The organism is Pseudomonadota bacterium (assembly GCA_018817425.1).
GTDB lineage: Bacteria > Desulfobacterota > Desulfobacteria > Desulfobacterales > RPRI01 > RPRI01.
The window spans coordinates 55,410-76,938 of record JAHITX010000034.1 but is presented as its reverse complement, the minus strand read 5'-3'; the positions used below and the strand labels follow the sequence as shown (position 1 = coordinate 76,938).

At 40.5% G+C, this 21,529-nt stretch carries 17 protein-coding genes; 5 read left to right on the top strand and 12 right to left on the bottom strand.

The genetic code is table 11. The annotated features are described in order from the left end of the window. Positions 1–366 precede the first annotated feature (366 nt). A complete protein-coding gene (locus KKC46_07245) occupies positions 367–2,706 on the top strand; it encodes a PBP1A family penicillin-binding protein (protein MBU1053609.1) in 2,340 nt (779 codons plus the stop codon). Further along, on the top strand, positions 2,690–3,142 hold the full coding sequence (locus KKC46_07240; GenBank protein ID MBU1053608.1) for a tetratricopeptide repeat protein: 453 nt from the start codon (positions 2,690–2,692) through the stop codon (positions 3,140–3,142). The genes KKC46_07245 and KKC46_07240 overlap by 17 nt, the downstream gene beginning before the upstream one ends. A 34-nt stretch (positions 3,143–3,176) precedes the next feature. Here KKC46_07240 and KKC46_07235 read toward each other — a convergent pair whose 3' ends face one another. From KKC46_07235 to KKC46_07220, 4 genes are all read right to left on the bottom strand, one after another. Beyond that, positions 3,177–3,992: an SDR family oxidoreductase gene (locus KKC46_07235; protein ID MBU1053607.1), complete on the bottom strand. Its 816-nt coding sequence runs from the start codon at positions 3,990–3,992 to the stop codon at positions 3,177–3,179. 27 nt (positions 3,993–4,019) lie between these two features. After that, positions 4,020–5,522 carry an aldehyde dehydrogenase family protein gene (locus KKC46_07230; GenBank protein ID MBU1053606.1) on the bottom strand — a complete coding sequence of 501 codons (1,503 nt, stop codon included), beginning with the start codon at positions 5,520–5,522 and terminating at the stop codon, positions 4,020–4,022. A gap of 395 nt (positions 5,523–5,917) precedes the next feature. After that, a complete protein-coding gene (locus tag KKC46_07225) occupies positions 5,918–7,237 on the bottom strand; it encodes a DUF1329 domain-containing protein (protein MBU1053605.1) in 1,320 nt (439 codons plus the stop codon). A 108-nt stretch (positions 7,238–7,345) separates the two neighbouring features. Further along, positions 7,346–9,013, bottom strand: coding sequence for a hypothetical protein (locus KKC46_07220; GenBank protein ID MBU1053604.1), 1,668 nt, complete (start codon positions 9,011–9,013; stop codon positions 7,346–7,348). A 312-nt stretch (positions 9,014–9,325) separates the two neighbouring features. Here KKC46_07220 and KKC46_07215 point away from each other — a divergent pair, with 312 nt between their 5' ends. The 3 genes from KKC46_07215 to KKC46_07205 are packed head-to-tail and all read left to right on the top strand — an operon-like array spanning position 9,326 to position 13,325. Then, entirely contained in the window at positions 9,326–10,819 is a 1,494-nt protein-coding gene (locus KKC46_07215) for a helix-turn-helix domain-containing protein (protein ID MBU1053603.1), read from the top strand. An 18-nt stretch (positions 10,820–10,837) separates the two neighbouring features. Next, positions 10,838–12,118: a competence/damage-inducible protein A gene (locus KKC46_07210; protein ID MBU1053602.1), complete on the top strand. Its 1,281-nt coding sequence runs from the start codon at positions 10,838–10,840 to the stop codon at positions 12,116–12,118. 1 nt (position 12,119) lies between these two features. Further along, positions 12,120–13,325 (top strand): amidohydrolase family protein, encoded by a 1,206-nt coding sequence (locus KKC46_07205; GenBank protein ID MBU1053601.1) that lies wholly within the window; start codon positions 12,120–12,122, stop codon positions 13,323–13,325. Between the two features lie 74 nt (positions 13,326–13,399). On the opposite strand, the gene KKC46_07200 is transcribed toward KKC46_07205, so the two are convergent. From KKC46_07200 to KKC46_07165, 8 genes are all read right to left on the bottom strand, one after another. Beyond that, on the bottom strand, positions 13,400–16,444 hold the full coding sequence (locus KKC46_07200; GenBank protein ID MBU1053600.1) for a hypothetical protein: 3,045 nt from the start codon (positions 16,442–16,444) through the stop codon (positions 13,400–13,402). A gap of 27 nt (positions 16,445–16,471) precedes the next feature. Then, on the bottom strand, positions 16,472–17,281 hold the full coding sequence (locus KKC46_07195) for a M28 family peptidase (protein ID MBU1053599.1): 810 nt from the start codon (positions 17,279–17,281) through the stop codon (positions 16,472–16,474). Between the two features lie 247 nt (positions 17,282–17,528). Beyond that, on the bottom strand, positions 17,529–18,215 hold the full coding sequence (locus KKC46_07190) for a flavodoxin family protein (protein MBU1053598.1): 687 nt from the start codon (positions 18,213–18,215) through the stop codon (positions 17,529–17,531). Further along, complete coding sequence (locus KKC46_07185; protein MBU1053597.1) at positions 18,212–18,610, bottom strand: VanZ family protein; 399 nt, start codon at positions 18,608–18,610, stop codon at positions 18,212–18,214. The genes KKC46_07190 and KKC46_07185 overlap by 4 nt, the downstream gene beginning before the upstream one ends. A gap of 4 nt (positions 18,611–18,614) precedes the next feature. Beyond that, on the bottom strand, positions 18,615–19,295 hold the full coding sequence (locus KKC46_07180) for a DUF4349 domain-containing protein (protein ID MBU1053596.1): 681 nt from the start codon (positions 19,293–19,295) through the stop codon (positions 18,615–18,617). A gap of 145 nt (positions 19,296–19,440) precedes the next feature. Then, positions 19,441–19,857, bottom strand: coding sequence for a hypothetical protein (locus KKC46_07175; protein ID MBU1053595.1), 417 nt, complete (start codon positions 19,855–19,857; stop codon positions 19,441–19,443). A 569-nt stretch (positions 19,858–20,426) separates the two neighbouring features. Further along, positions 20,427–20,924, bottom strand: coding sequence for a hypothetical protein (locus tag KKC46_07170; GenBank protein MBU1053594.1), 498 nt, complete (start codon positions 20,922–20,924; stop codon positions 20,427–20,429). A gap of 117 nt (positions 20,925–21,041) precedes the next feature. Next, positions 21,042–21,416: a hypothetical protein gene (locus KKC46_07165; protein ID MBU1053593.1), complete on the bottom strand. Its 375-nt coding sequence runs from the start codon at positions 21,414–21,416 to the stop codon at positions 21,042–21,044. Positions 21,417–21,529: the final 113 nt, after the last annotated feature.

Below are 21,529 nucleotides of genomic sequence, written 5' to 3'. Positions count from 1 at the left end.
GCTATTACTGTTGCAAACGCTTATAGTGTTCAATAATGAGTCAATTTCAAATTGCAGCTTACTATAGTCGTTTTCTTGTATAAGAATATCGGCAATAACTTAAAAAATATTTAATCATTTCATATCTTGTAATATTTTTTATATTATGGATTGCAAAAACAGAGATATCTTATTGATTTAATATATGAAAACTATAGTGATCTTGTATTTGGCATGCTCATAGAATAACCAAAACTTTCTATTCCACTATTGCACCGCTTTGCAATCCATTATAAAAAGCAAATAAGCATATGAAGCCAAAGATAAAATCTTGTGTAAGGAAAGAAAGTCAGTTTTGAATAAATCAAACAATAATTCTGGAAAGTTATGACAAAGAAGCGAAAAAAACGAAGCAAGCCGAAACGGGCAACAAAACGGTTTTTTATAAAAGCTATCGCAGGCTTAACAATCCTGGCTGTTGCGGTTGTGGCTGTTTATATGTTGTTTCTTTCACATCGCATCGACAGGCGATTTGCAGGCCGCCTCTGGGATATTCCCTCTAAGGTCTATTCCGACACTACTCTTATGTATATGGGCCAAAAGATTAATCCCGCCCTGTTCATTGAAAAACTTACTAGGCTCGGATACCGTAAAACATCCCGCTCACCCAAAAATCCGGGGGAAATGCAGCTCTCGGCCGGCAGGATAACTATCTATCTGCATGAATTTCACTCACCCATGTATAATCAGATAGGCCTGCCTGTACAAATACGGATGCAGGAAAATCAAGTGGCCGCCATTACAAACCTTGATACAGGCACCCCGATGCCCCTTCTCGAACTGGAACCGGAAGAACTGATGCTATACTATGGGCCGGACCGGGAGCGACGCCGTCTTCTTTCCCTAAGTAAGCTTCCGCCTTATATAGCATATGCTGTTCTGGCTGCGGAAGACCGCCATTTTTATAAACACCCCGGGTTCTCACTAAGTGGTGTATTGCGAGCGTTTATAATTAACCTTCAGGCCGGTAGCATTCGTCAGGGAGGTTCCACCATCACCCAGCAACTTGCAAAAAATTATTTTCTGACACCGGAGCGAACATATAGCCGAAAGATTAAGGAACTTTTGATTTCAATTATTCTGGAAAAAAAATTCAGCAAAAATGAAATCCTTGAAATTTATATGAACGATATTTACTTTGGCCAGCAGGGATCCATTGCCATCAGCGGCATGGGTGAAGCAGCCCGGTTTTATTTCGAAAAAGATGCCTCGGAGCTAACTGTTGCACAAGCAGCCGCTCTGGCTGGTATTATACGGGGACCAAACCTTTATTCACCCTATAAAAACCCGGAGAACTGCATCAAAAGACGCAACGCAGTTCTTTCGGCCATGCATCAGGAGGGCTGGCTGACAAAAAAGGATTATAATACAGCCAAACTAACGCCCATGAAACCGGCCGGCTATACTACATATAGCCGCCGGGCACCATATTTTATGGATTATGTAACAAACCAGCTTACAGAAATTTATTCACCATATGCCCTTTCAAGCGAAGGGCTTTCCATCTATACCACCATAGATACTCAGGCACAAACAGCTGCTGAAAAAGCGCTTGAAACGGGCCTGCGGCGTCTGGAAAACGCCAATCCAGGCCTTAAACAAAGCAACCCGCAAAAACAACTTCAAGGCGCTATTATTGTTATGCAACCCAAAACCGGCTATATTATTGCTATGGCAGGCGGCCGTAATTATAGTGTCAGCCAGTTTAACCGGGCAACCATGGCCATGCGTCAGCCAGGAAGCGCTTTTAAGCCCTTTGTCTATCTGACTTCCTTAGACAACCATACACCCGTATCAAAGCTTTCCAATATCCCGCAAACATATATGGTTGATGGCAAACCGTGGGAACCGAAAAATTTCGAAGATGATGCCGCCTCCGAATTAACTCTCAGAGAGGCTTTTGCCGAGTCACAAAACATTGCCACCATCAATCTTGCCTATGAAGTGGGTTTAGAGCGTATCGCCAATACTGCCGAAGCATTCAATCTTCCCATAAATAAACCGCCCTACCCTGCCATGGCGCTTGGCGCCATGGAAATAAGCCCTCTCATGCTGGCCCGGGCTTATTGTGTTTTTGCCGCAGATGGTCTTCTGCCGTTTCCTCTTACCATAAGGGATGTTGTAGATAATACCGGAAAAGCTATTGAAAACAGGCACGCAAGCATCAAACGATTGATAAGTCCCGCAAAAGCCTATATGATGAGTGATCTGATGAAAAGTGTTGTAAATACAGGAACCGCACGTTCATTAAAATACTATGGAATTAATTGGCCTGTAGCCGGAAAAACCGGAACCACCAATAATTCCAGAGACGCCTGGTTTGTAGCCTACACCCCGGATATACTTGCACTGGTGTGGGTTGGATTCGACAATGGTGACAGCATACAATCTACCGGGGCCAAAGCGGCCTTGCCCATATGGGCCGATCTGATGAAGATGCTCCCCCAATATGTATCCGGGGAATGGTTTGATGTTCCTTCGGGTGTTTTAACCCGCAGCGTATGCACGGACAGCGGTTTACTTGCTAATAACAATTGCTGTCCCCACACTATCGATGAAATATTTTTAAGCAAAACAACACTCCCTGAAACCTGCAAGCAGCATAGCTGCTTTTCTCCGTTTAAAAAAATTATGGAAGGAGTAAAAAAAATTGCGCCTATTTTTTAAATCAATCCTGATAGGATGTTTTCTCCTCCTTTTTGCCGGCTGTGTGTTTGAAAAGCCGCCATTGACACCATCCCGAAGAACTCCCCGGCAAGTAACACTTCCAAAATTACCTCAAGCTGATCAACCAATAAAAACCCCCAGTGATACTCCGAGTCCCAGAGCTATTGCCAGTATAGAACTTTCAAAACGGGGACAGTTGTTAATTAAAGCAAACAGGCCGGATGAAGCCATCCGCTATCTGGAACGGGCCATAAACCTTTATCCAGGCAGAGGAGAAAACTATTACTATCTTGCCGAAGCCTGGCTTCTGAAAGGCAATCCATCCCAGGCAGCGGAATACAACACCTTGGCAACTATCCACTTTACGGAAAACACCGAATGGATAGAACGTATTGCCTTTCAAAAAAATATAATTGATCAACTCGGTAAAAAATAAGTTATTTCCGGGAATACCAGGTTGTACTATATACCTATCCCTGTGCTATTGGCGCAAACTCCATAATAGCTGAAAGCCCGTTATCAACCATAAGATCCTGGCCACTTATATAACCCGCCATGGAGCTGTTTAAAAATACCAGTGGCCTGGCCATATCTTCAGGTGTGGCAAACCGGCCAACCTTCCATTGGTCAAGTGCATCACCAAACTGATTGCGGAAGTGTTTAAACATGGGGGTTTCGGTCGCTGCCGGGCTCAGCACGTTAAGACGGAGCCCTTTCTGAGCTAATTCTATGGCTTTATGCCGCGCATAAGCGCATATGCACTCTTTTGAAAAAGCATAGCCACCTTCTACACCATTCTGTGCTGTTTTGATTTTTGCAGTGTTTGCCTGCACCCATGCCTTTGCTTCATCGAAATCGGCTGTATCCAGAAGCCCCTGGAAGAAAAGTCCATGGAATCGCCACATCGCCCCAGCCAGCGACGAAATGATGGCAATTGCTCCTTCCTGCGGGTTCATCCGTGGAATAACTTTTTCGATGAGGTGACGGTGACCAACAAAGTTGACCATTACAACATCGATATCCGGGAAAGGAGCGCCGGGCAGACCGGCGCAACAAAAAAGCGCCCGCACTTCGTTAGGTAATTGCTCAACAGCGGCATCTATCGATGACTTGTCACCTAAATCGGTATGTATATATTTCTTGACTGTCACAGGTGGCTCATTTACATCAAGGGCATAGATATCTGCACCTAACTCCAGCAGAAGCTTTGTTGCTGCCAATCCCATTCCGGAAGACGCCCCATCAATCACGACCGTTTTACCACGATAACCCCAAAGATCATCCATTATTATTCTCCTTAATTGCATATTAATTTATTCTTCAGTTAGAGGAAATTCGCATCCTACTACTTTGGTTTCAAGATGCTGCTCAAGTCCTTCGATCCCACACTGTCGGCCGTTACCGCTCCATTTGTAACCACCGTAGGGCGCTTCAGCGCCATAGAAGTTGCCACCGTTTATGATAAGTGAGCCTGAGCGAATTTTTTTAGCAACGTTTAAGGCACGTTCCTGAGATCCGGAACAGATCATACCGCAAAGGCCGTATTTGCTCTGATTTGCTAAGCGAATAGCGTCTTCATCATCGTCATATGGGATCACAGAAAGAACCGGTCCGAATATCTCCTCCTGAGCAATTGTGGACATATTATCGACGTCAACAAACAGGGTTGGTTCAACATACCAGCCGCGCGAAAGATGCTTGGGCCTGCCGCCACCTTTTAGCAAACGTGCGCCTTCAGCCTTTCCTTTCTCAATATAGTCAAGGACGTGGTCGCGTTGTTTTGCAGTGACAAGTGGCCCGGCAACAGTATTGATGTCGTTGGGATCGCCATAAGTTACGTATTTCCAGACATCGCTGAGGATAGCAACTCCCATTTCATAGCGTGATCTTGGTAAAAGGAGTCGGGTCGGCACAGCGCAGCCCTGTCCGGCATGCATACATGATACGATAGCAGCCATCGGCAGCACCTTTTCGAGGAGGCAGTCGTCGAGCACGATAGTTGCGCTCTTGCCCCCGAGTTCCATTAAAGTCCGCTTGAAGGTAGGTGCTGTTGCTTCCAGTATCATTTGACCCGTAGCAGTTGAACCTGTAAAGGAAACCATATCGACTCTCGGATCTGAGATGAGCATTTGCGATACATCATGGTTCTGGGCACATACCACGTTAACAACACCTGCCGGGATTTCCGTCTTCTCTGCTATCAGGCGACCTATCCGGGTTGCATTCCACGGCGTCTGGGTTGCTGCTTTGATAACCATAGTATTACCGGTGGCGAGCGCGGGCCCGATTTTGTTGATTGTAATTTCGAAAGGGAAATTCCAGGGAATTATCCCTGCTATAACTCCAACAGGTTCTTTCCAGACCCAGCGGCTGGCCGGTTTTCCGCCACCCAATGTCTGATCGGATATCTTGCGGCACCAGGGATAGGTTTCTATCTGTTGCGCAGGCCATAACAATCCATCCGATAGTGGCCAATCAAGTTGTCCTGCATATGTCAGGGTAATCGGAGCCCCAACTTCAGCCACGATTTCCGTTCTGAACAGCTCTTTTTCTTCTTCAATAGCTGTGTGCAACTGCTCCAGACACTTCTTGCGAAAAGCATGATTGGTTGCCCAATCGGTTTTATCAAATGCATTTCTGGCTGCAGCAATTGCACGGTCCATATCCTTTGCGGAAGCATCAGCAACAACACCCATGACTTCTTCCGTGGCAGGATTGATGTTCTTAAATGTTGCGCCGGATTGAGCAGTCGTAAGGCGACCATCAATCAGTAATCGTTCTTCGTGCTCCTGATTTTCTGACTTGGAACTTGTCATCCGTTATTCTCCCTTTATTGATAGGTGTTTATTAAAAGAAGTCTCTATTACTCTTACGAATGCAGGACATCGGGGTGTATATCCGCAACATACAATTTCCTTAATCTCTTCCTTATGCTTATCTTTAAACAACGGTTTATTAAGCAAATATGTTACCAGGTAATAATTGACATCTAATTGATATTAAAATGAATAGTCTCGATTGCAAAAACAACCGGCCGGTTCCTTTGCCTAAGACCGACCGGTTGTTTATATCAAATTGTATAAACTTGTATAAACGTGCAAAACTACAGAACCATGCATATTGCTTGATAGACAAATAAGGTGAAAGCAAAATACGTTTATAGAAATAAAGTTATGAGTTGTGATATAAAGCCATAAAATACCAGCAACTTTTATTTCGACAACAGCAAGAAATTACTAACGCTAAAAAAGCTGGCGTCCAGTTTTGAAGCAGGTATATATAAAAAGTCTTCGGGATGAGGAGCCGTAGAGCTAACAGTACAATGACGCGCTTTTTCATCTATATAGACCTGAGCATCACTATCTCCTATATTATTTTTACCACTTGGACTCTCACTATAATGGAAGAAATTAGTAAACCAGGTCCGGAAATCGCCGGATCTTTCATATACTTCCTTGTACCATATGTTATAAGTTTCCTGGTCAATATAATTTACGTGCAAACCCCAGTTGTAATAAGGATCTTTAGGCATTTGTTCCACAACCCATACTTTTCTGGGAGCATATGTTATAACACCCGGAGCAGGTGCCCAGGCAGCGCCCGTAAATCCCGGCACTTCATAATTTAATTTGAAGCACTCACCCGTGTATGGAAATTTCGAAGGAACCCTTCCATCCGGTAATTCCTCAACAGGTATCAAGTTCGGGCTGGTAAAAGAAACAAGAATCGTTTTTTCTCCAATTAACTTCCATTTCATTGAACTGATTTTACCGCTGAATCCATAATTCATATCAGACCATGAATCAGATCCCATGAATGGATCAGATCGTGACGCTGTTCCGGTTTGCCGAATCCTGCGAATGGCAGGAACATAAGCATAACTGGTGTCTTCCTTTGATGGGTCCATATAAACGAGCATCATTTGATTAGTTCCTTTAACACTCATCGGCTCCAAAATTCTTGGTAATTCGTAGCTAAGAACATGATCAGGATTTTTTGCTATTTCCTGACCTGGCGGCCTGCCTGTCAAATAAAGACATGAAAACAAACCGTCTGCATAGCGTTCCTTTCCTGATTTGTCTATCCATAATAGAGGTCTACGCAGTCTTGAAGCCATGAAACGATATACCGACCATTTATAATTTGCTACAATCTTGTTTCCTACCTTGGGATCTTTAGGATCAATTTGGGGGAAAGGCATACCGTAAACATTATGGTATGGAATTTTTCCTGTACTTTTTTCGATTACCTCTCCTTCAGAACTTATGTCAAACTTTCCGGCATTCTTCTGGCTTGCAGCAAGAAAGCTTTCCGGTAACTTCCATTTAAAGTTAACAGTTCCCGGCGTGACAACCATGTCGCCTTTTTCTACCGCGCGATACATAGCTGGAAATAGAATGTCTTTATATTGAGCACAGTTGGTCTTGTCAATTACCTTGGGTAAATCCATAGCCGGCAATGAACCGCCCAAGAGCAGAACAAGCAGCGACAACCCTAAAATTTTAAAAAGCCTTATTTTTCTTATCTTCACTTTTTCCTCCTTTGGTTTTTCCAAAATCCAAAAAAAGCCTTTGTCATTTATTATCTTGCCTAATAGTACTTTTAATAACTGTTGATACGATCCTCCGGAAAATAACCGTTACCATTCATATCCCAGTTTAATGGTTGCCTCACTTGGTCCATTTACAAATTTGCCGAATCCATAGCTTGCTGCTTCATCACCAAAAAAGGCCTGAAGCACCGCTTCGGTGTATAAATTTGGTGTTATAGTCCATTTAATTGAAGGACGCAGCATGTATGTAGTACCTTCTCCATGCTTTCCGGGAGTGAAGGCACAAACGATCATAGGAGAAAGTTTGCTTGCCCACCAGTTTGTCATTACCTGAAAATAGAAACTATCCTGTTCTCTGATATTTTCCCGATCCACGCCTAACAACATCTGTTCAGGCTGATCCAGGTTGTCGCCATGCCATTCATTTATAGTAGTATGCAGCCACTCTACAGTGACTTTGGTAAGATCATGAGGAGAAAACCATCTTAAACGCAGATCTTTGTCAAAGGCCAGCATACACTTTGTAACTGGTTTATATATAAACGCATTAGATGAGCCTGTATAAAGAGGATTCGGACTAAATGCAGCATCAAAAGGGGCTGTTGCATTAACAGCATTAAAAGCAGCAACAGGATATTTAGTGTAATGTGAAACCTCACCTCTTATAACCGCTTCAAAGCGGCCAAGAAGTAACTGATAACTGAAATAACCACCGTAAACATGCTGTTTATTGTGAGTAAGTGTAACCGAATCGATTAGATGGTCTGGCGGCGGTCCCATCCCTGCCATCATAGCCGGTAGTTTTGCAAGCTCTGCATTATCCCAATTCAGCACCAGACCGGCGTCATTGACCACATCCCTGAAATAAAGCAAAGAAAGATTAAATCTGTCTCCGATCTGTGCCGATACTTTTCCACCATATTCATTATTGTTGGTAGGCACATCCTGCCTGACAGTTGCGCCATTAATAAACGGAAGACCGTTTTGATATACAGTCTGCCCCATTGCAGCATAAGGCAAACAACGCACATATGGGGCTTGCATACCAACACCCGGCTGATCGGTAACGCTGTCCATTGGTCCAAACTGAGAGGGCCTGATATCCGGAATCCACAACAGATCAAAATTGATGCTGGTTCTGGCAAAACGCGGCATGTCGAAATTTAAACGGCCCATCCATAACGGAATCTTTACATCATCAGGGTTCTGGAAAAACATCTGGTAGGACTGGTCGGCCGGATTAATTATATCATTCATGGTTTCAAGACCACTTTCACCCCAGGATACAAGCTGTCTTCCTGCTCTAAAAAAAGCCCTGTTGCCCATAGAGCCTTTATAGGCAAAATCAATAAATGCTTCTCTTAAGTCTTGCTCAAACCTGATGTCTTCTTCACCATAATCGAATCTTGAAGCACCCAGATCCCTAGTGATATCATACTCATTTGCGCGAAGGTCAAAAATAGAATCATAGGCTCCCCTGAAGGTCAAATGGACTTTTTCGACTCTAAAGGGACCCATATCTATATCGGGATCAATATCAACATCAAACTTTAATGTATTTCTCTGCTGTACTGCTTCTGTTTGGTCAAAAAAACCATACTGCGCACCATTTACATCCCGCAAAACAATATTAGATTCCAGATAACCATGGAAACTGGTAGTCATTTGTGCTGTGGCAGTTGGAGAGAAAATTACCAACATCACCAGTACCAAAAACACACACAAGCCTGCTTCACCCCATCTTCTCTTACTCATATCTTTACTCCTTAAATTGATATTAATATAAAAAGATATAACAGTATTCCCCCACAGTCCTTAACTTTTCACCTCCTTCCTGATATTTATAGTAAACTAATGCTCTTTCCGGCATTAAGCAGTCCTTTTAAGGTTCGTGCTAATTTAAAAGCTTTGTCAGGCAAGACACGGCACCAAAAAAGGGCTGTTTAATGCCGGTGTGAAACCTGCCTTAAAAAAACATGACTTTTTTCATAGTTGACTTATTGTATTTAATAATTCATTTATTCAAACTAACATTAAATCTTATATCGTAAATGGAATATTAAATTCATGGCTTCTATACAAGGAACAAATATTTCGTCAGATAATACTAAGTTATACAGATCTCTTGGCTCTCTTATAAAAGAATATCGAAAATGGCGGAAGATGAGCCAGGATAAATTTTCCGAATCAATTCAAATAAGCGTTCGGGAACTGCAAAATTGGGAATCCGATCGCCGCAGTCCCAGAATTGAGAATCTGCATGATCTTTCGGAAATGACCGGTCTTCCTATGCAGGCATTAATAGCTCTCAACGCGGACCAGCCTGTCTGGTATTCTTTAGGCAAAAGGTTTTTTAAGTATTCATTGATTGAGGAAGATCAGTTTTTGTCACGAGAATTATTAAGATACCAAAATAAATCCGCGGATGACTTTCTTGTAAAATACATACCAATTACAACAGATAGGCAAATTAATATGATTCTCTCATGCCATCGGGATATTTACGGTACGGAGAGACCATTGCCGAAAGATGTAATCAAAAAAGCTGCCAGGTTCCTTCCAAATCTTAACAATACAATTATTGACTGTTGGGGGCATTATGTTGGACATCAAATATGTCTTCCGATAAAAACGGATATATATAAGGATATTATAAAATCAAAGTGCATAGAAAATTATCTGAGTTTACGAAGCATTAATGATATAATAAGCATGGATGAGGGGGTTTTGTTCTATTATTCCGTACATTCAGCCTGTGTCAGCGTTGGGCGGCGGCTTGTTATAGACAGTGCTCAGTCCCTTTCTGAAATTAAGCAAAAAGAAAATTTTCTTCTCGCTACTCATACCGCTACCAAAGAAGCGAAAACAATCCAGAGTAATATAGGGATGAGATTTGTTAGAGATTATGCTCACAGACTCAATGAAACAAACCCTGTCATATATGAGCAGAATCTGGATGTTCATATAAAACTTAGAAAGCCTTATGTATGGATGATTGAACACATTTCCGGACAATCGGGAAAAATGCCGGAACAGAAATCTTTAATTGGCGTTGATGAATCATCATTAGGCGTTGATAGAAACTTATCTTATAATAAAAACATCAATACTGTTAAACAAATAACACAAACCTGCACAAATTCTGCATGCAAACTTTATGGTAAAACCAAACAAGGCAATGTTGTTTCAAACGGGACATACCGTACAAAAGACGGTCTTTCCGGTCGAAGGTTTCTCTGCAAAACATGCGGTAAATCATTTTGTAACAGAACAGGAACTGTTTTTCATGGATTAAGATCTTCGGAAGAAAAAATCATGAGGGCACTTAAATTATTGCTTAAAGGAATGCCTTTGCAAAAAGCGGCGGACTCATTGGGAATAACTTTCAATACAATCCGGCACTGGCTTAGCGTTTCGGCAAGGCATTGCGATAAAATCAATGCTATTCTTGAAAAAGATCCTGAAGTATCACAGGCCGACCTTGATGCACTATGGACTTTTGTAAGAAATAATTCTCTTCGCCAACGGGCGGCTCTTTGGAACTGGTCTGAAAATAAATAATAAAGGAAAATTTTATATATGATAGCGGAAATTCTTTCAACAGGAGATGAGGTTCGTTCCGGGGCATTGATTGACAGTAATTCGGCATATATAGCACAAGCTTTGGAAGAAGCGGGCCTTAAGGTGGTAAGACATAGTACGGTAGGAGACGATCTTAATGCCATTTCTTCAATATTAAAGGAGATAGGAACGCGTGCTGATATTGCCGTTGTTACAGGCGGACTGGGGCCAACAACAGATGATATTACTGCCGAAGCTGCTGCACATGCAGCCGGTGTTGAAATGTGCCTTGATGAGGAAGCCTTGAAAACTTTGAAAAACTTTTTTGAAAAAAGAAAGCACCTCATGAATTCATTAAATGATAAACAGGCCATGCTCCCAAAAGGTTCCGAATGCCTTGACAACCCGGTTGGGTCTGCTCCGGGGTTTACAATGAAAACAGGCAAATGCCGCTTTTTCTTTTTGCCGGGTGTTCCTTATGAAATGAAAAAGATGCTTTCAGCAAAGGTGCTCCCCAAAATCTATGAACTTTATGAAGGCGGCAGAGAATATAGTATAATTAAAAACATATCGACTTTCGGTGTTACAGAGGCGGCTGTAAATGAGAACATATTACCCGTTATCGATGAATTCGGCGATATCAACTTTGGATTAAGAGCAACTTTTCCTGAGATACATATAAAAATGTATGCAAGGGGAAAAGAAGAAAAAGAAGTTGTTCAGCTTCTTGATGCCGCTGCCGCAAAGGTTTTGCAAATATTTGGCGATAAAATAGTTTCAGCAGAAGGCAAATCTATGGAAGTTGTGGTAGGTAAACTGTTAAAGAAAAATAATGCCACTATTGCTGTTGCTGAAAGTTGTACGGGCGGGCTGATTTCCGATATGCTTACCAATGTTTCCGGCAGTTCGGATTATTTTCTTTTTTCCGGTATTACATATTCAAATGACTCAAAAATAAAAGTACTGGGAGTCAAACCGGCAACTATAGAAAAGTTTGGAGCCGTGGATGAAGAAACGGCAAAGGAAATGGCAGCAGGTGCTAGGAAAATATCAGGAGCAACTTACGGTATTTCAACCAGTGGAATTGCCGGTCCTGCCGGAGGTACCGAAAATAAGCCGGTTGGAACCGTGTGCATGGGACTTGCTACACCGGATGTAGTTAAAGGCTTTACTTTTAATTTTAATTTCAGAGACCGAATTTTAAATAAAAAAATATTTGCCGCAGCTGCACTTGATCTTGTAAGAAAAGAACTCATTGTTTCACATAACAGGGAAGAATTAACAGGAGTATTTATTTGAAATGAAATTTATAGATGCGGGATGGATTATAGACGGAAGCGGCGGCCCTGTTTTAAAAGACATGCGGCTTGGCATTAAAGACGGAAATATTTTTTCTATAGATGATTCCGGGTTTAAAGATTCTTCTACAAGTAAAGTAATCGATTTATCATCTTGCACTATACTTCCTCCTTTAGTTGACAGTCATGTTCACCTCTTAATGTCGGGAACGGATGATCCGGAATATAGAGAAATGCAGCTTGATATGGACTTTGACAAAGCAAGCGATATTATTTTGAAGCATATTTCCCAGCACTTGTCTCACGGCGTTTTAGCAGTCAGAGACGGCGGCGATAAGCATGCTCATGCCTTGCAATATTTTAACGAGTGTCCGGATGAAAAAAATTTTCCTGTTAGTATTAAAATTGCAGGAAAAGCATGGCACAGGGCAGGCAGATATGGCGGATTGATAGGAAGATCACCGGATAAAAGCTTTAGCCTTGCACAAGCAATTAATAGTTGTCCGGATGAAATTGATCATATCAAGATAGTAAATTCGGGTTTAAACAGTCTTAAAGAATTCGGCAAAGAAACCGACCCGCAATTTGGTAAAGAAGAACTCTCGGATGCTGTGGAAATTGCCGGTAAACTCGGGCTAAAGGTTATGGTTCATGCAAACGGAAAAAGACCGGTTGCAGCAGCCGTTTTAGCCGGTTGTCACTCAATAGAGCATGGCTTTTTCATGGGAGAAGACAACCTGAAATTAATGGCGGAAAAAGATATAACATGGGTTCCGACTGCCTGCACCATGAAAGCATATTGTGAACATATGGGAAAAGGAAGTATTGAATATGATGTAACATGCATGAATCTTGAGCACCAGCTAAAACAGATTTCAAAGGCAAGAGAACTTGGAGTTACAATTGCGCTCGGCACGGATGCGGGAAGTATCGGCGTTCATCATGGATCGGCAGTAATACATGAACTTGGTTTGCTTATAGCCGCAGGATATTTGCTGCCGGAAGCCATTAAATGTGCTACTTATAACGGAGCAAAATTACTTGGTATAAACGATTTCGGAATTATAGGAAAAGATAAGCCGGCCAGCTTTATTGCTGTACAGGGAGAGCCTTCGGATCTTCCGGCTTCTATAAGCAGTGTCAAAGCGGTTTGTATCGACGGATACCTGTCATCCCCACCTCCTAAATCAAGAAGTTGCGGTGTTTAAGTTCCGAAATATCTATCTCCGGAATCGCATAGAGAAGGATGACCAATTATATGGATCTTATTCATCAGGTTTCCCTAAAAATTAAATATATTTGTGTATTCCATAATATATGTTCCGCCTACACTGCTTAAGGCCAGCAGTACGGAGCGGAAAACGGGGTGTTGAAAAAACGGTGAAAATGCGCCTTCCCGTATGGCCTGTATTTCCTTGATCACAAGTTCAATTTGAGATTTTAAATCCTCAAGTTCTTTGGAGAAAATAATGCGCATCTGCTGTTCCTTAAGACGGGAAACGGATGCCTTTCGAAGATTTTCCGCATCGTAGCGCTGCATCAATGCGCACATCCACGTTATAGCAACACTGCCTGTCATAATTACTGTAAGCCCAATGGTTGTATTCCAGTCGTCGAAATAGCTATGCCTGGCAATATAAATAACAACCCAGCTTATCAATGGATAAAAAATCAATTTTCCGACAGCTTTGGTTCTTTTTGCAACTATATTGACAAGCATCCATTCAGAAAGAAATATTTTTTGTTCTTCTAAAATCTTCTCTCTTTTCTCCTGTACCTGTTTATTATCAGGAAGGTGGCATATATTTTCATAGATTCCATACGAACACTCTTTTATCGATGCAGGAGGCCAAATCGGTTTATTCTCAGTTGCGTTAACAATGAATTGATGACATAGCCGTGTTAAATCAAAAACGTACAGAAACAACCATGAAAAAGATATGATAGCAGCCATTAATATTATATATGTTATCCGATAGCTATAATCCCCGCGGACAGGCGATGAAGGAAAACCGAAAGCTTCCAAGATAAAACGGCACGAAATAAAATATATAATAAAAGATATAGCAACCCATACAATGCGATATTTCCATTTGTTTCTTGTTTTATATTCATACCATAGTTCTGCGATATTTGTATCTTTGTATTCCTTCAAAAAATTATAACTGACTGCCCTTTTCAAATATCTGATAATTTTTCCTTTAGTCTTTTCTCTTTTATCATGTTTCTCTTTTTCCTGCGTATTAAAACAAAATTTGTTTTCAATTTCTTTCCTGTTGTTTTCCAGCGACCTGTCCGAAAAATACAGGAAACAAACGGATAGAATAAAAGCCAATATCCGTAACATATTCGACGGCCAGACACTGATGCCGTCGAAAAGGGAGAAGTGTTCCTCCCATGGATTGTTTGAAAAATACGGCTTAATATATATATTAAATAAATAGATCAGCAATATAACGAATGCGGTAGTAAATATTATAATGATAAAATTTTTTCGACATTTAAATATCCACATTACCGCCTGGTTCACATTACTATTAGCATAAAACAATATAAGTAAAACAAGAAAGGCCATAACAGCTATAGCACGAAGAGTGCACCCATAATTTGTTGTGTTTTTCGCTTCAAGTAAATTGACAGCTCTTTTGTTGCCAATTTCAAAGAGCTTGGGTATACACTGCCGGTCGTTTTGCTGTTTGTCGGGAAATGCCTGTCTTATTGCTGTAAAAGCAGATGTCTGATAGCTGTCGCGAAAAGACGGGATACTTTCCTGGTTGGCATCTTCAAGGTCATTATGTGCGGTAAGATCAAAATAGGAAGCTACCAGAAGATTCCTCGTCCATTGCAGATTGGCCGGGTGTATCCACATGGCATCCAGATCGGTAGTAAAGTAAATGGCCTGGGGAAAGCGCTGGTGGAATGCCTGAAGCACAAGATATTTATCATGAAAGTCGGAACCCAGCATGCCGATAGCCGAAACCTTTCGATGCCTGCGCTGAAGATTATGGTATATATCGTCTGCCTGACGCCTCAGATAATCATACTGACTTGTTCCGGCCGGCTTTGCAAGCTTATCCAGATCAAAACCTGACTTATTGTTTTGCTTGTTTCCATCTTCATTTTTATCTGCTTTGCTTTCCTTTTCCCCCGGCAAAAAACCGTCTATGCCCCGTAAATAGGATATACATACCAGATTCGCTCCTTTATTCTTTTCGGTCTTTGCAGTTTTGTTAATTTGTTTGGATAATTCGTGATGGAAAACATCATGCAAAGAGCCGGCATAGAGTGAATCGGATTCCGAAACCAATATTATAGTGTTCTCTTTGTCATTAAAAGCAACTCTGCGGTTGCCTAATTCTTTAACTATTTTTTCGGCAAGAGCTTTATCGGAACCTATTATGCGGGAAAAAATAATATCTTTGTAATTAAATATTTTTCTAATCTCAGCGTCACCGTTGCCTGTTGCAGTGTATTCTTCTATCAAGCCTGACGCATCAGCAGTTGCAAATGCAGAGTATATCCTGAGTCCTTTTAGTTTTTTTATGGGATTATCTTCTTTGTTTATTTTATCATTTTTTAGCTCTGAAAGCATATTCTTTAAAGTTTGTGATTCCCAGGGCCCGATGATTTTAAAATTTTTTGCCTCAATGCTTAACCGTGTTATGAGGCAGGATAGCTGGGACAAAGGATTATTCCGGAATGTTTTTTCGTTAAGCCATACCAGCAGAACATATTTCTTATTGCCGGATTTATGAGTAAACCATTCATAAGGCATAATTTCCGTTAAAAGGTGCTGCTTATTCTTCTGTTTATTAGCGGATGTTAAGAAAACGAAATTAATATGTTCGGAATCTTCAGGTAGAAATTGCCGGCTTCGAAGACCGGATAATACGGCATATCTCTGACGCATACGGTTTTCTTTATCTTCGGCATATTCCGTTCCCGGAACCATAACGCCTAAAACAGTTACTTCCCCGTTGTTATTTATTTTTTTTTCGATTTCGTTTTTCAGCTTGCTTTGTGAATCCTGGGGATCTTTTTCCCCATTTTTCTCCTTTCCGCATTGATCTGTCCCTGTCTGATCCATCAGATATGTTGATTCACTGTCGCATTTTTTTAACAACTCCAGGTGTTTTAGAACCGCATCAAACGGGTCCTGCCAGAGCCGGGCTATAACCTTGTCATAAGGTTCATGTTGAATTTCAGCGGAATAAGGACGCGTTCCTTTTAACGGGATCTGTGGAAATAATGTAAAACCAATAACTGCCAACAGGGCAATTATTCCCGAAATCGGTATGATAGAACCTGAATCTTTGCCATTACTCATGGTTCACCTCATTATATTGTGAATCAGTCACTTAATATTCAATAGCGACCAGCAGACACCTTTTACTACCTCCTTCATTCTGGTAAAATCCAGAGTGTCAATCGTATCGGAAACCTGATGATAGTTGGGATTTCTGTAGAAAGCCGTATCTGTTATCATAACGGCATCATATCCAAAATGCCAGTAATTTCTGTGATCGGAGAAATCAACTCCTGTAATAATTGACGGAGCCTTTAAAGTTTCAACATTTACCGATGTGGCTTTAAGATGCAAAGATAATTGTTTTGCCAAAGATGAGCTGCCATAGTTGCTTACCACACAAATAAAATCTCCTGTGTCCGGGTAGAACAGGCGTATTAAACCAAGAGGGTATGTCTGTGATTTCTTCTTTTCTGAAAAGAATCCTATCATCTCAAGACAAATCATGCCTCGTATCTTTATATTATTATCATACAACGATTTCGCATGAAAATAACTTCCCATATTTTCGGTACCGAAGAAAGGAGGTTCTTCTAAATTGTAAGCTACAAAATCTACCCTGTAAGGTAATTTTGTTTCATGTTTTTTTGCAAAACGGGCTATTTCAAGCAAACCTGCTACAGCGCTCGCATTATCATCGGCTCCCGGCTGATCGCCGCATACATCGAAATGGGCACCAACTATAATGCGTTCACCTTCCTTTGGGCCGGCACTGGCGATAATATTTTCATATACATAGCCTGAGACTTCAAATTTTTGACTTTTCGGCTCAAGACCATATTCAATAAATTTTTGCGAGATGTACTGCGCCGAATTTTCAAGCGATTCGGGATAACTGAAACTACGCGCCGGGCTCATGGAAGAAAGATATTGAACGGTCTGTTTTAAATTATCAATACTGATATCAGGATCAGGATGCGCGAAATGCGTGTTTTTGCCTCCGCATGAAAGCAAAGTGGCAAGGATTAAGACAGGTAAGATAATTAGTTTAACGATTATTTCCATGATTTCTCTCCGGGAATCAACGGCAACATTTGAATACAAAGGATACTTTTGCCTTATTTGCAAGATAACTTAAATCGAAGCAGTATAATTTAGCGTATTATCAATATTCATAGTTTGGAATCGGCTCCGGATCAGGGACTTCGCCGGATGCCATACGAACACCCAATTCAAAGGCACGCTTACAATCCTGTGGGAAAACTTTGGCATGACGCTCGTATTTTGCCTCTTTGTCAAACATTTCCGCTTCATACTTGTCATAGTCGCTGTATTGGAGAGTATCTAGGGATAATAGCAACTCACACGCTCCGAAATGTATCCCAAGCATAATTTTAGTCGTAGCAAAAACCTGGCTAAATCCCGTTTGTTCGAGCATTTCTTCCGTTACACCCATTGTATAAATTATAGCAGTATTTATGCGTCTTGGAAAAAGAGATCGCATATCTTTTGTGTATTTCAGGTAAGGAAAGCAAAGTCGTTCTAAAAAAGCCCGAGTGGCGGAAGATTCGGTGCCATAATAAACAGGAGTGCCTATAATCAGAGCATCGGCGTCTTTGACACGATCCAGCACGGCGGTCAGATCATCCTGAACTGCGCAAACTCCGTCCTCCTTACGATCAAGTTTCTTACAGGAAAAACAGCTTATACAGCCGGAATAATTCAGGTCGTAAAGTTGAACCAGTTCAGTCTTAGCACCTGCAGATTTAGCGCCTTGAAGAGCGTTATTCAACAGGGTTATGGTATTCCATGTCTTTTTACGCGGACTTCCGTTAAATGCCATTACCTTCACAACAACCCCCTTTCTCTTTTTATATATTTAACTGTAAGATCGCCAGCAATAATGCCAATATAACTGCAGAACAGGTCAAGCAAGTCAAAAGTCCGGTTTGATATAAATATCTGGCTGACTTCTTCAATTGTAATCAGGCAAAAGACAATCAGGCTTCCGATAAGTATTGTTTTGCCAAAAACACGAAGACAGCGCGGATATAGAAAATAATTAACAAAAAATGCCAGCAACCCCAACAAAACGATATGTCCTGCCTTATCACCACCGGGAAACATATATATTTTGCGAATGAAAAGAGGCAGCAAACCTTTGTCGGCTGAATATATTACATAAGCCAAAAATATGACAAAAAGAATCCCAAGTACTCTTAAGATTTTCTTTGCGCTTATATTCATAAAATTATTTTAGAATAAATAGTTTCTTGATAAACCAGCCAATACCTTTTGCCAGATAACCAAGTGGTCCTAAAATAGTTTTTTGTTCCAAATAAAGGTCAATAGAAGCAAAATCAATTTTACCCTTTAATTTTTTAAGACGGCCTTCCATGGAATCTATGTCACTTTGAATGCGGGTTAATTCTCTTTCTATCGCAAGGATATCTTTTACATCTTTAGCTTTATCAAGAAGATCTTTTAAACGGTTTCTTAAAGCAATTGCATTTTTAAGACGTGCCTCGGTATCGATGTATTGCTCCGTGACATCTTCTGAAGAAATATTACGGCGTTTTTCACTTCCCAGTTTTGCTATCTTATCAACAATAGAAGTAATGTTTTTTGACGGAACACGTAATTTTAAATGACCACTTTCTTCTCCACTAATGCTTTTGTTTTCAATATATCCCCCACTACCCTTAATAATTGAGGTGATTTCATTTATAGAATCACTAATATTGTTAACTTCAAGTGTAAGTGAGGCCGTCCAGATAATCATACGATCCGCTTCAGGCCTATTTTCTGTTGTGTCTTCAGCAAACATAGAGGAAGAGCGCAAAGGTCGAGCCTGTGTTGCACAACCCGCAAACAGAAAAATAAGAACAAGAGAACTAATTATGATACTGAGTTTTGTACGGGACACTTTCATTTTACCTCCTTGGAAGATAACGAAAAACTAACAAGCAAGGGGTACCTGCAAACATAAGGTTATTAAGAAAAAATATGCCGACAACCTATACAGATTGATTCGGCGAGATAGTAGCTTGTCACGTTGAGTGCCAAGTTAGAAATCACTATAGATCATTATTTGTTATCAGCCATTTTCTTTTAAAAGAGTTTAATTCTTTAACACCAAATAAATTATGATACAAGGTGCTCATTGAAAACCATAAAATGAAAGAGGCTAAAAGAACAGGTCCATAATTTATCTTAAAAACAGTTAATATTAACCAGATTAATAAATTAGCAATTACAGCATAGTATAATGTTCGCAGGCATTTACCAAATGTTACATTAACTTTTAAAAGTCCTTTTCTTTCATGCAGGCCACGTGAAAAAATACTAGGTAGAAGAACAATAAAAAAATAACCCGCAAACAGATCCCAATTTGAACTATCTCCTAACCAATCAAAGACCAAGATCAACATGGGTGCTGATAAGGCAGTTATAAATGATATAATTATAAAAATGACCTTTATAGTATTGGACATACAACCCTCACCATCACTGGAGAACAGGGAATGATGACTTCGATAAAGCCACGTTAACACCGAACCCCGATACGGCTGAAGCGGTCCGCCCCTGCGAATCCAGTACATGGTGTTGTTATTTCCATTTATTCATGTGAATACGTAGTAAATCAAATATATAGCGCATAGTGAATCAAAAAACGCATAAGTGTAAACTACCAGCCAATAAAGACTTGGATTATCGGCTTTTCGCACGACACACGGCATGCCACTAAACATGGTTTCATTTGCTAGTAGCGAAGAAATAATTTTGAAGGTTAGAAGCGGCAAGAATACGATACTCAAAATGAGGAACACAGGAAAATTTGAGTCATCCCTTGCCAACCACCATGTGCAAATTACACCGACTAACGTGATAGCTGTAAAGAAATAGTCCAGAGCGTTAATTTTTTTATTTATACTTCCCATCTTTTATAAATGCTCAAACATAACGTAGAATTAACCTGGCAGCAAGGGCTTGATAAATTGATGTTGCATCAGATGCTGGCACTTGCTGCCAGATTGAATGACTTCTTGGGCATTATCAACCGTTACCACATTTCAAAACGAAACCGCGCCCCTTGTTTTTTTCCAATCTCCAAACATTTACAATATTCTTCCAATTCCTCTAATATAAAATCAAATCCATCTATTCTTGTCGAATAATCCGGATCATTTTTTTTAAGATTTTGTATGTAATTTAATATAGAGGAGATTGTATTTATTCCATCTGAAATATCAAAAAATTCCTCATTATCGACATAATCTTCAACTCCATCAATTAATTTCTCAAATTGCTCTCCAAAGTTGGTTCCTATCCCCCCAGATTGAGTATCTTCTGAAAAGAAAACGTTAGCAGCTTTTTCAAGTTTATTTTTGTAGTCATCAGAAATATCAGGATTTAGACCAAAGTTGGATAAAGGAGTCACACCCATTTTTTTTGCGATGTCGTCAATCTCAGGAAGCACTTTCGCAATTAATTTACCATCTGAATCTATTGATGCATCAGATAAATATGGTTCAAACAATATAAAAAGACCGACTCCCATAAGCCCCCCTTTTGAATTTGATGTAATCGTAACAACATACTAATCACTGGGCGATACTTTTTGCATTTCAGTGCATTAGATTGTTATAGATCCCGATTCTATCTTTAAATATTATCTTCATGGCCGTTCGCATTTGCCGTTTTTAATAGGTTCCATACGCCATGCGCCTTTATCTCTCCAGATATAAACCATATTACTGCCGATTTTTTTAAAGTCGAGGTTCCAGGATGTTACTACTTTATCTCCAAAGTGGACTTTGACCCTATATACTTTTTTCAGATCAAGGTCTTCAGCAACCAGTCTGCAAGTTTGGCTGGTTTGTTCAAAATGAAAAGGGCCATAATCTCCTATAGTGAGATATGGCCTATTTGAAGGTGCATACATTATAATGCTTAAAAAAGGCCCCAAACAAACCGAGCCTTTATCTTCTGCAAGAGCAAATGGAGGAAAGGCTATAAGCCATATAATAATGAATCTAATAAATACTTTCATTTTTCTACCTCAACGCTGTAACAAGTGTGCCGGGATGAAGCTTGCATAATCCAGGGTGGCTGTTACACTTAATCCACCAGTAAATGAATAAGATTTATCATTATTTAAATATT

Coding starts and splice junctions, on each gene's coding strand:
- KKC46_07245 (MBU1053609.1), top strand. CDS start 367: ATGACAAAGAAGCGAAAAAAACGAAGCAAGCCGAAACGGGCAACAAAA.
- KKC46_07235 (MBU1053607.1), bottom strand. CDS start 3,992: ATGGATGATCTTTGGGGTTATCGTGGTAAAACGGTCGTGATTGATGGG.
- KKC46_07230 (MBU1053606.1), bottom strand. CDS start 5,522: ATGACAAGTTCCAAGTCAGAAAATCAGGAGCACGAAGAACGATTACTG.
- KKC46_07220 (MBU1053604.1), bottom strand. CDS start 9,013: ATGAGTAAGAGAAGATGGGGTGAAGCAGGCTTGTGTGTGTTTTTGGTA.
- KKC46_07215 (MBU1053603.1), top strand. CDS start 9,326: ATGGCTTCTATACAAGGAACAAATATTTCGTCAGATAATACTAAGTTA.
- KKC46_07210 (MBU1053602.1), top strand. CDS start 10,838: ATGATAGCGGAAATTCTTTCAACAGGAGATGAGGTTCGTTCCGGGGCA.
- KKC46_07205 (MBU1053601.1), top strand. CDS start 12,120: ATGAAATTTATAGATGCGGGATGGATTATAGACGGAAGCGGCGGCCCT.
- KKC46_07200 (MBU1053600.1), bottom strand. CDS start 16,444: ATGAGTAATGGCAAAGATTCAGGTTCTATCATACCGATTTCGGGAATA.
- KKC46_07195 (MBU1053599.1), bottom strand. CDS start 17,281: ATGAGCCCGGCGCGTAGTTTCAGTTATCCCGAATCGCTTGAAAATTCG.
- KKC46_07185 (MBU1053597.1), bottom strand. CDS start 18,610: ATGAATATAAGCGCAAAGAAAATCTTAAGAGTACTTGGGATTCTTTTT.
- KKC46_07180 (MBU1053596.1), bottom strand. CDS start 19,295: ATGAAAGTGTCCCGTACAAAACTCAGTATCATAATTAGTTCTCTTGTT.
- KKC46_07175 (MBU1053595.1), bottom strand. CDS start 19,857: ATGTCCAATACTATAAAGGTCATTTTTATAATTATATCATTTATAACT.
- KKC46_07170 (MBU1053594.1), bottom strand. CDS start 20,924: ATGGGAGTCGGTCTTTTTATATTGTTTGAACCATATTTATCTGATGCA.
- KKC46_07165 (MBU1053593.1), bottom strand. CDS start 21,416: ATGAAAGTATTTATTAGATTCATTATTATATGGCTTATAGCCTTTCCT.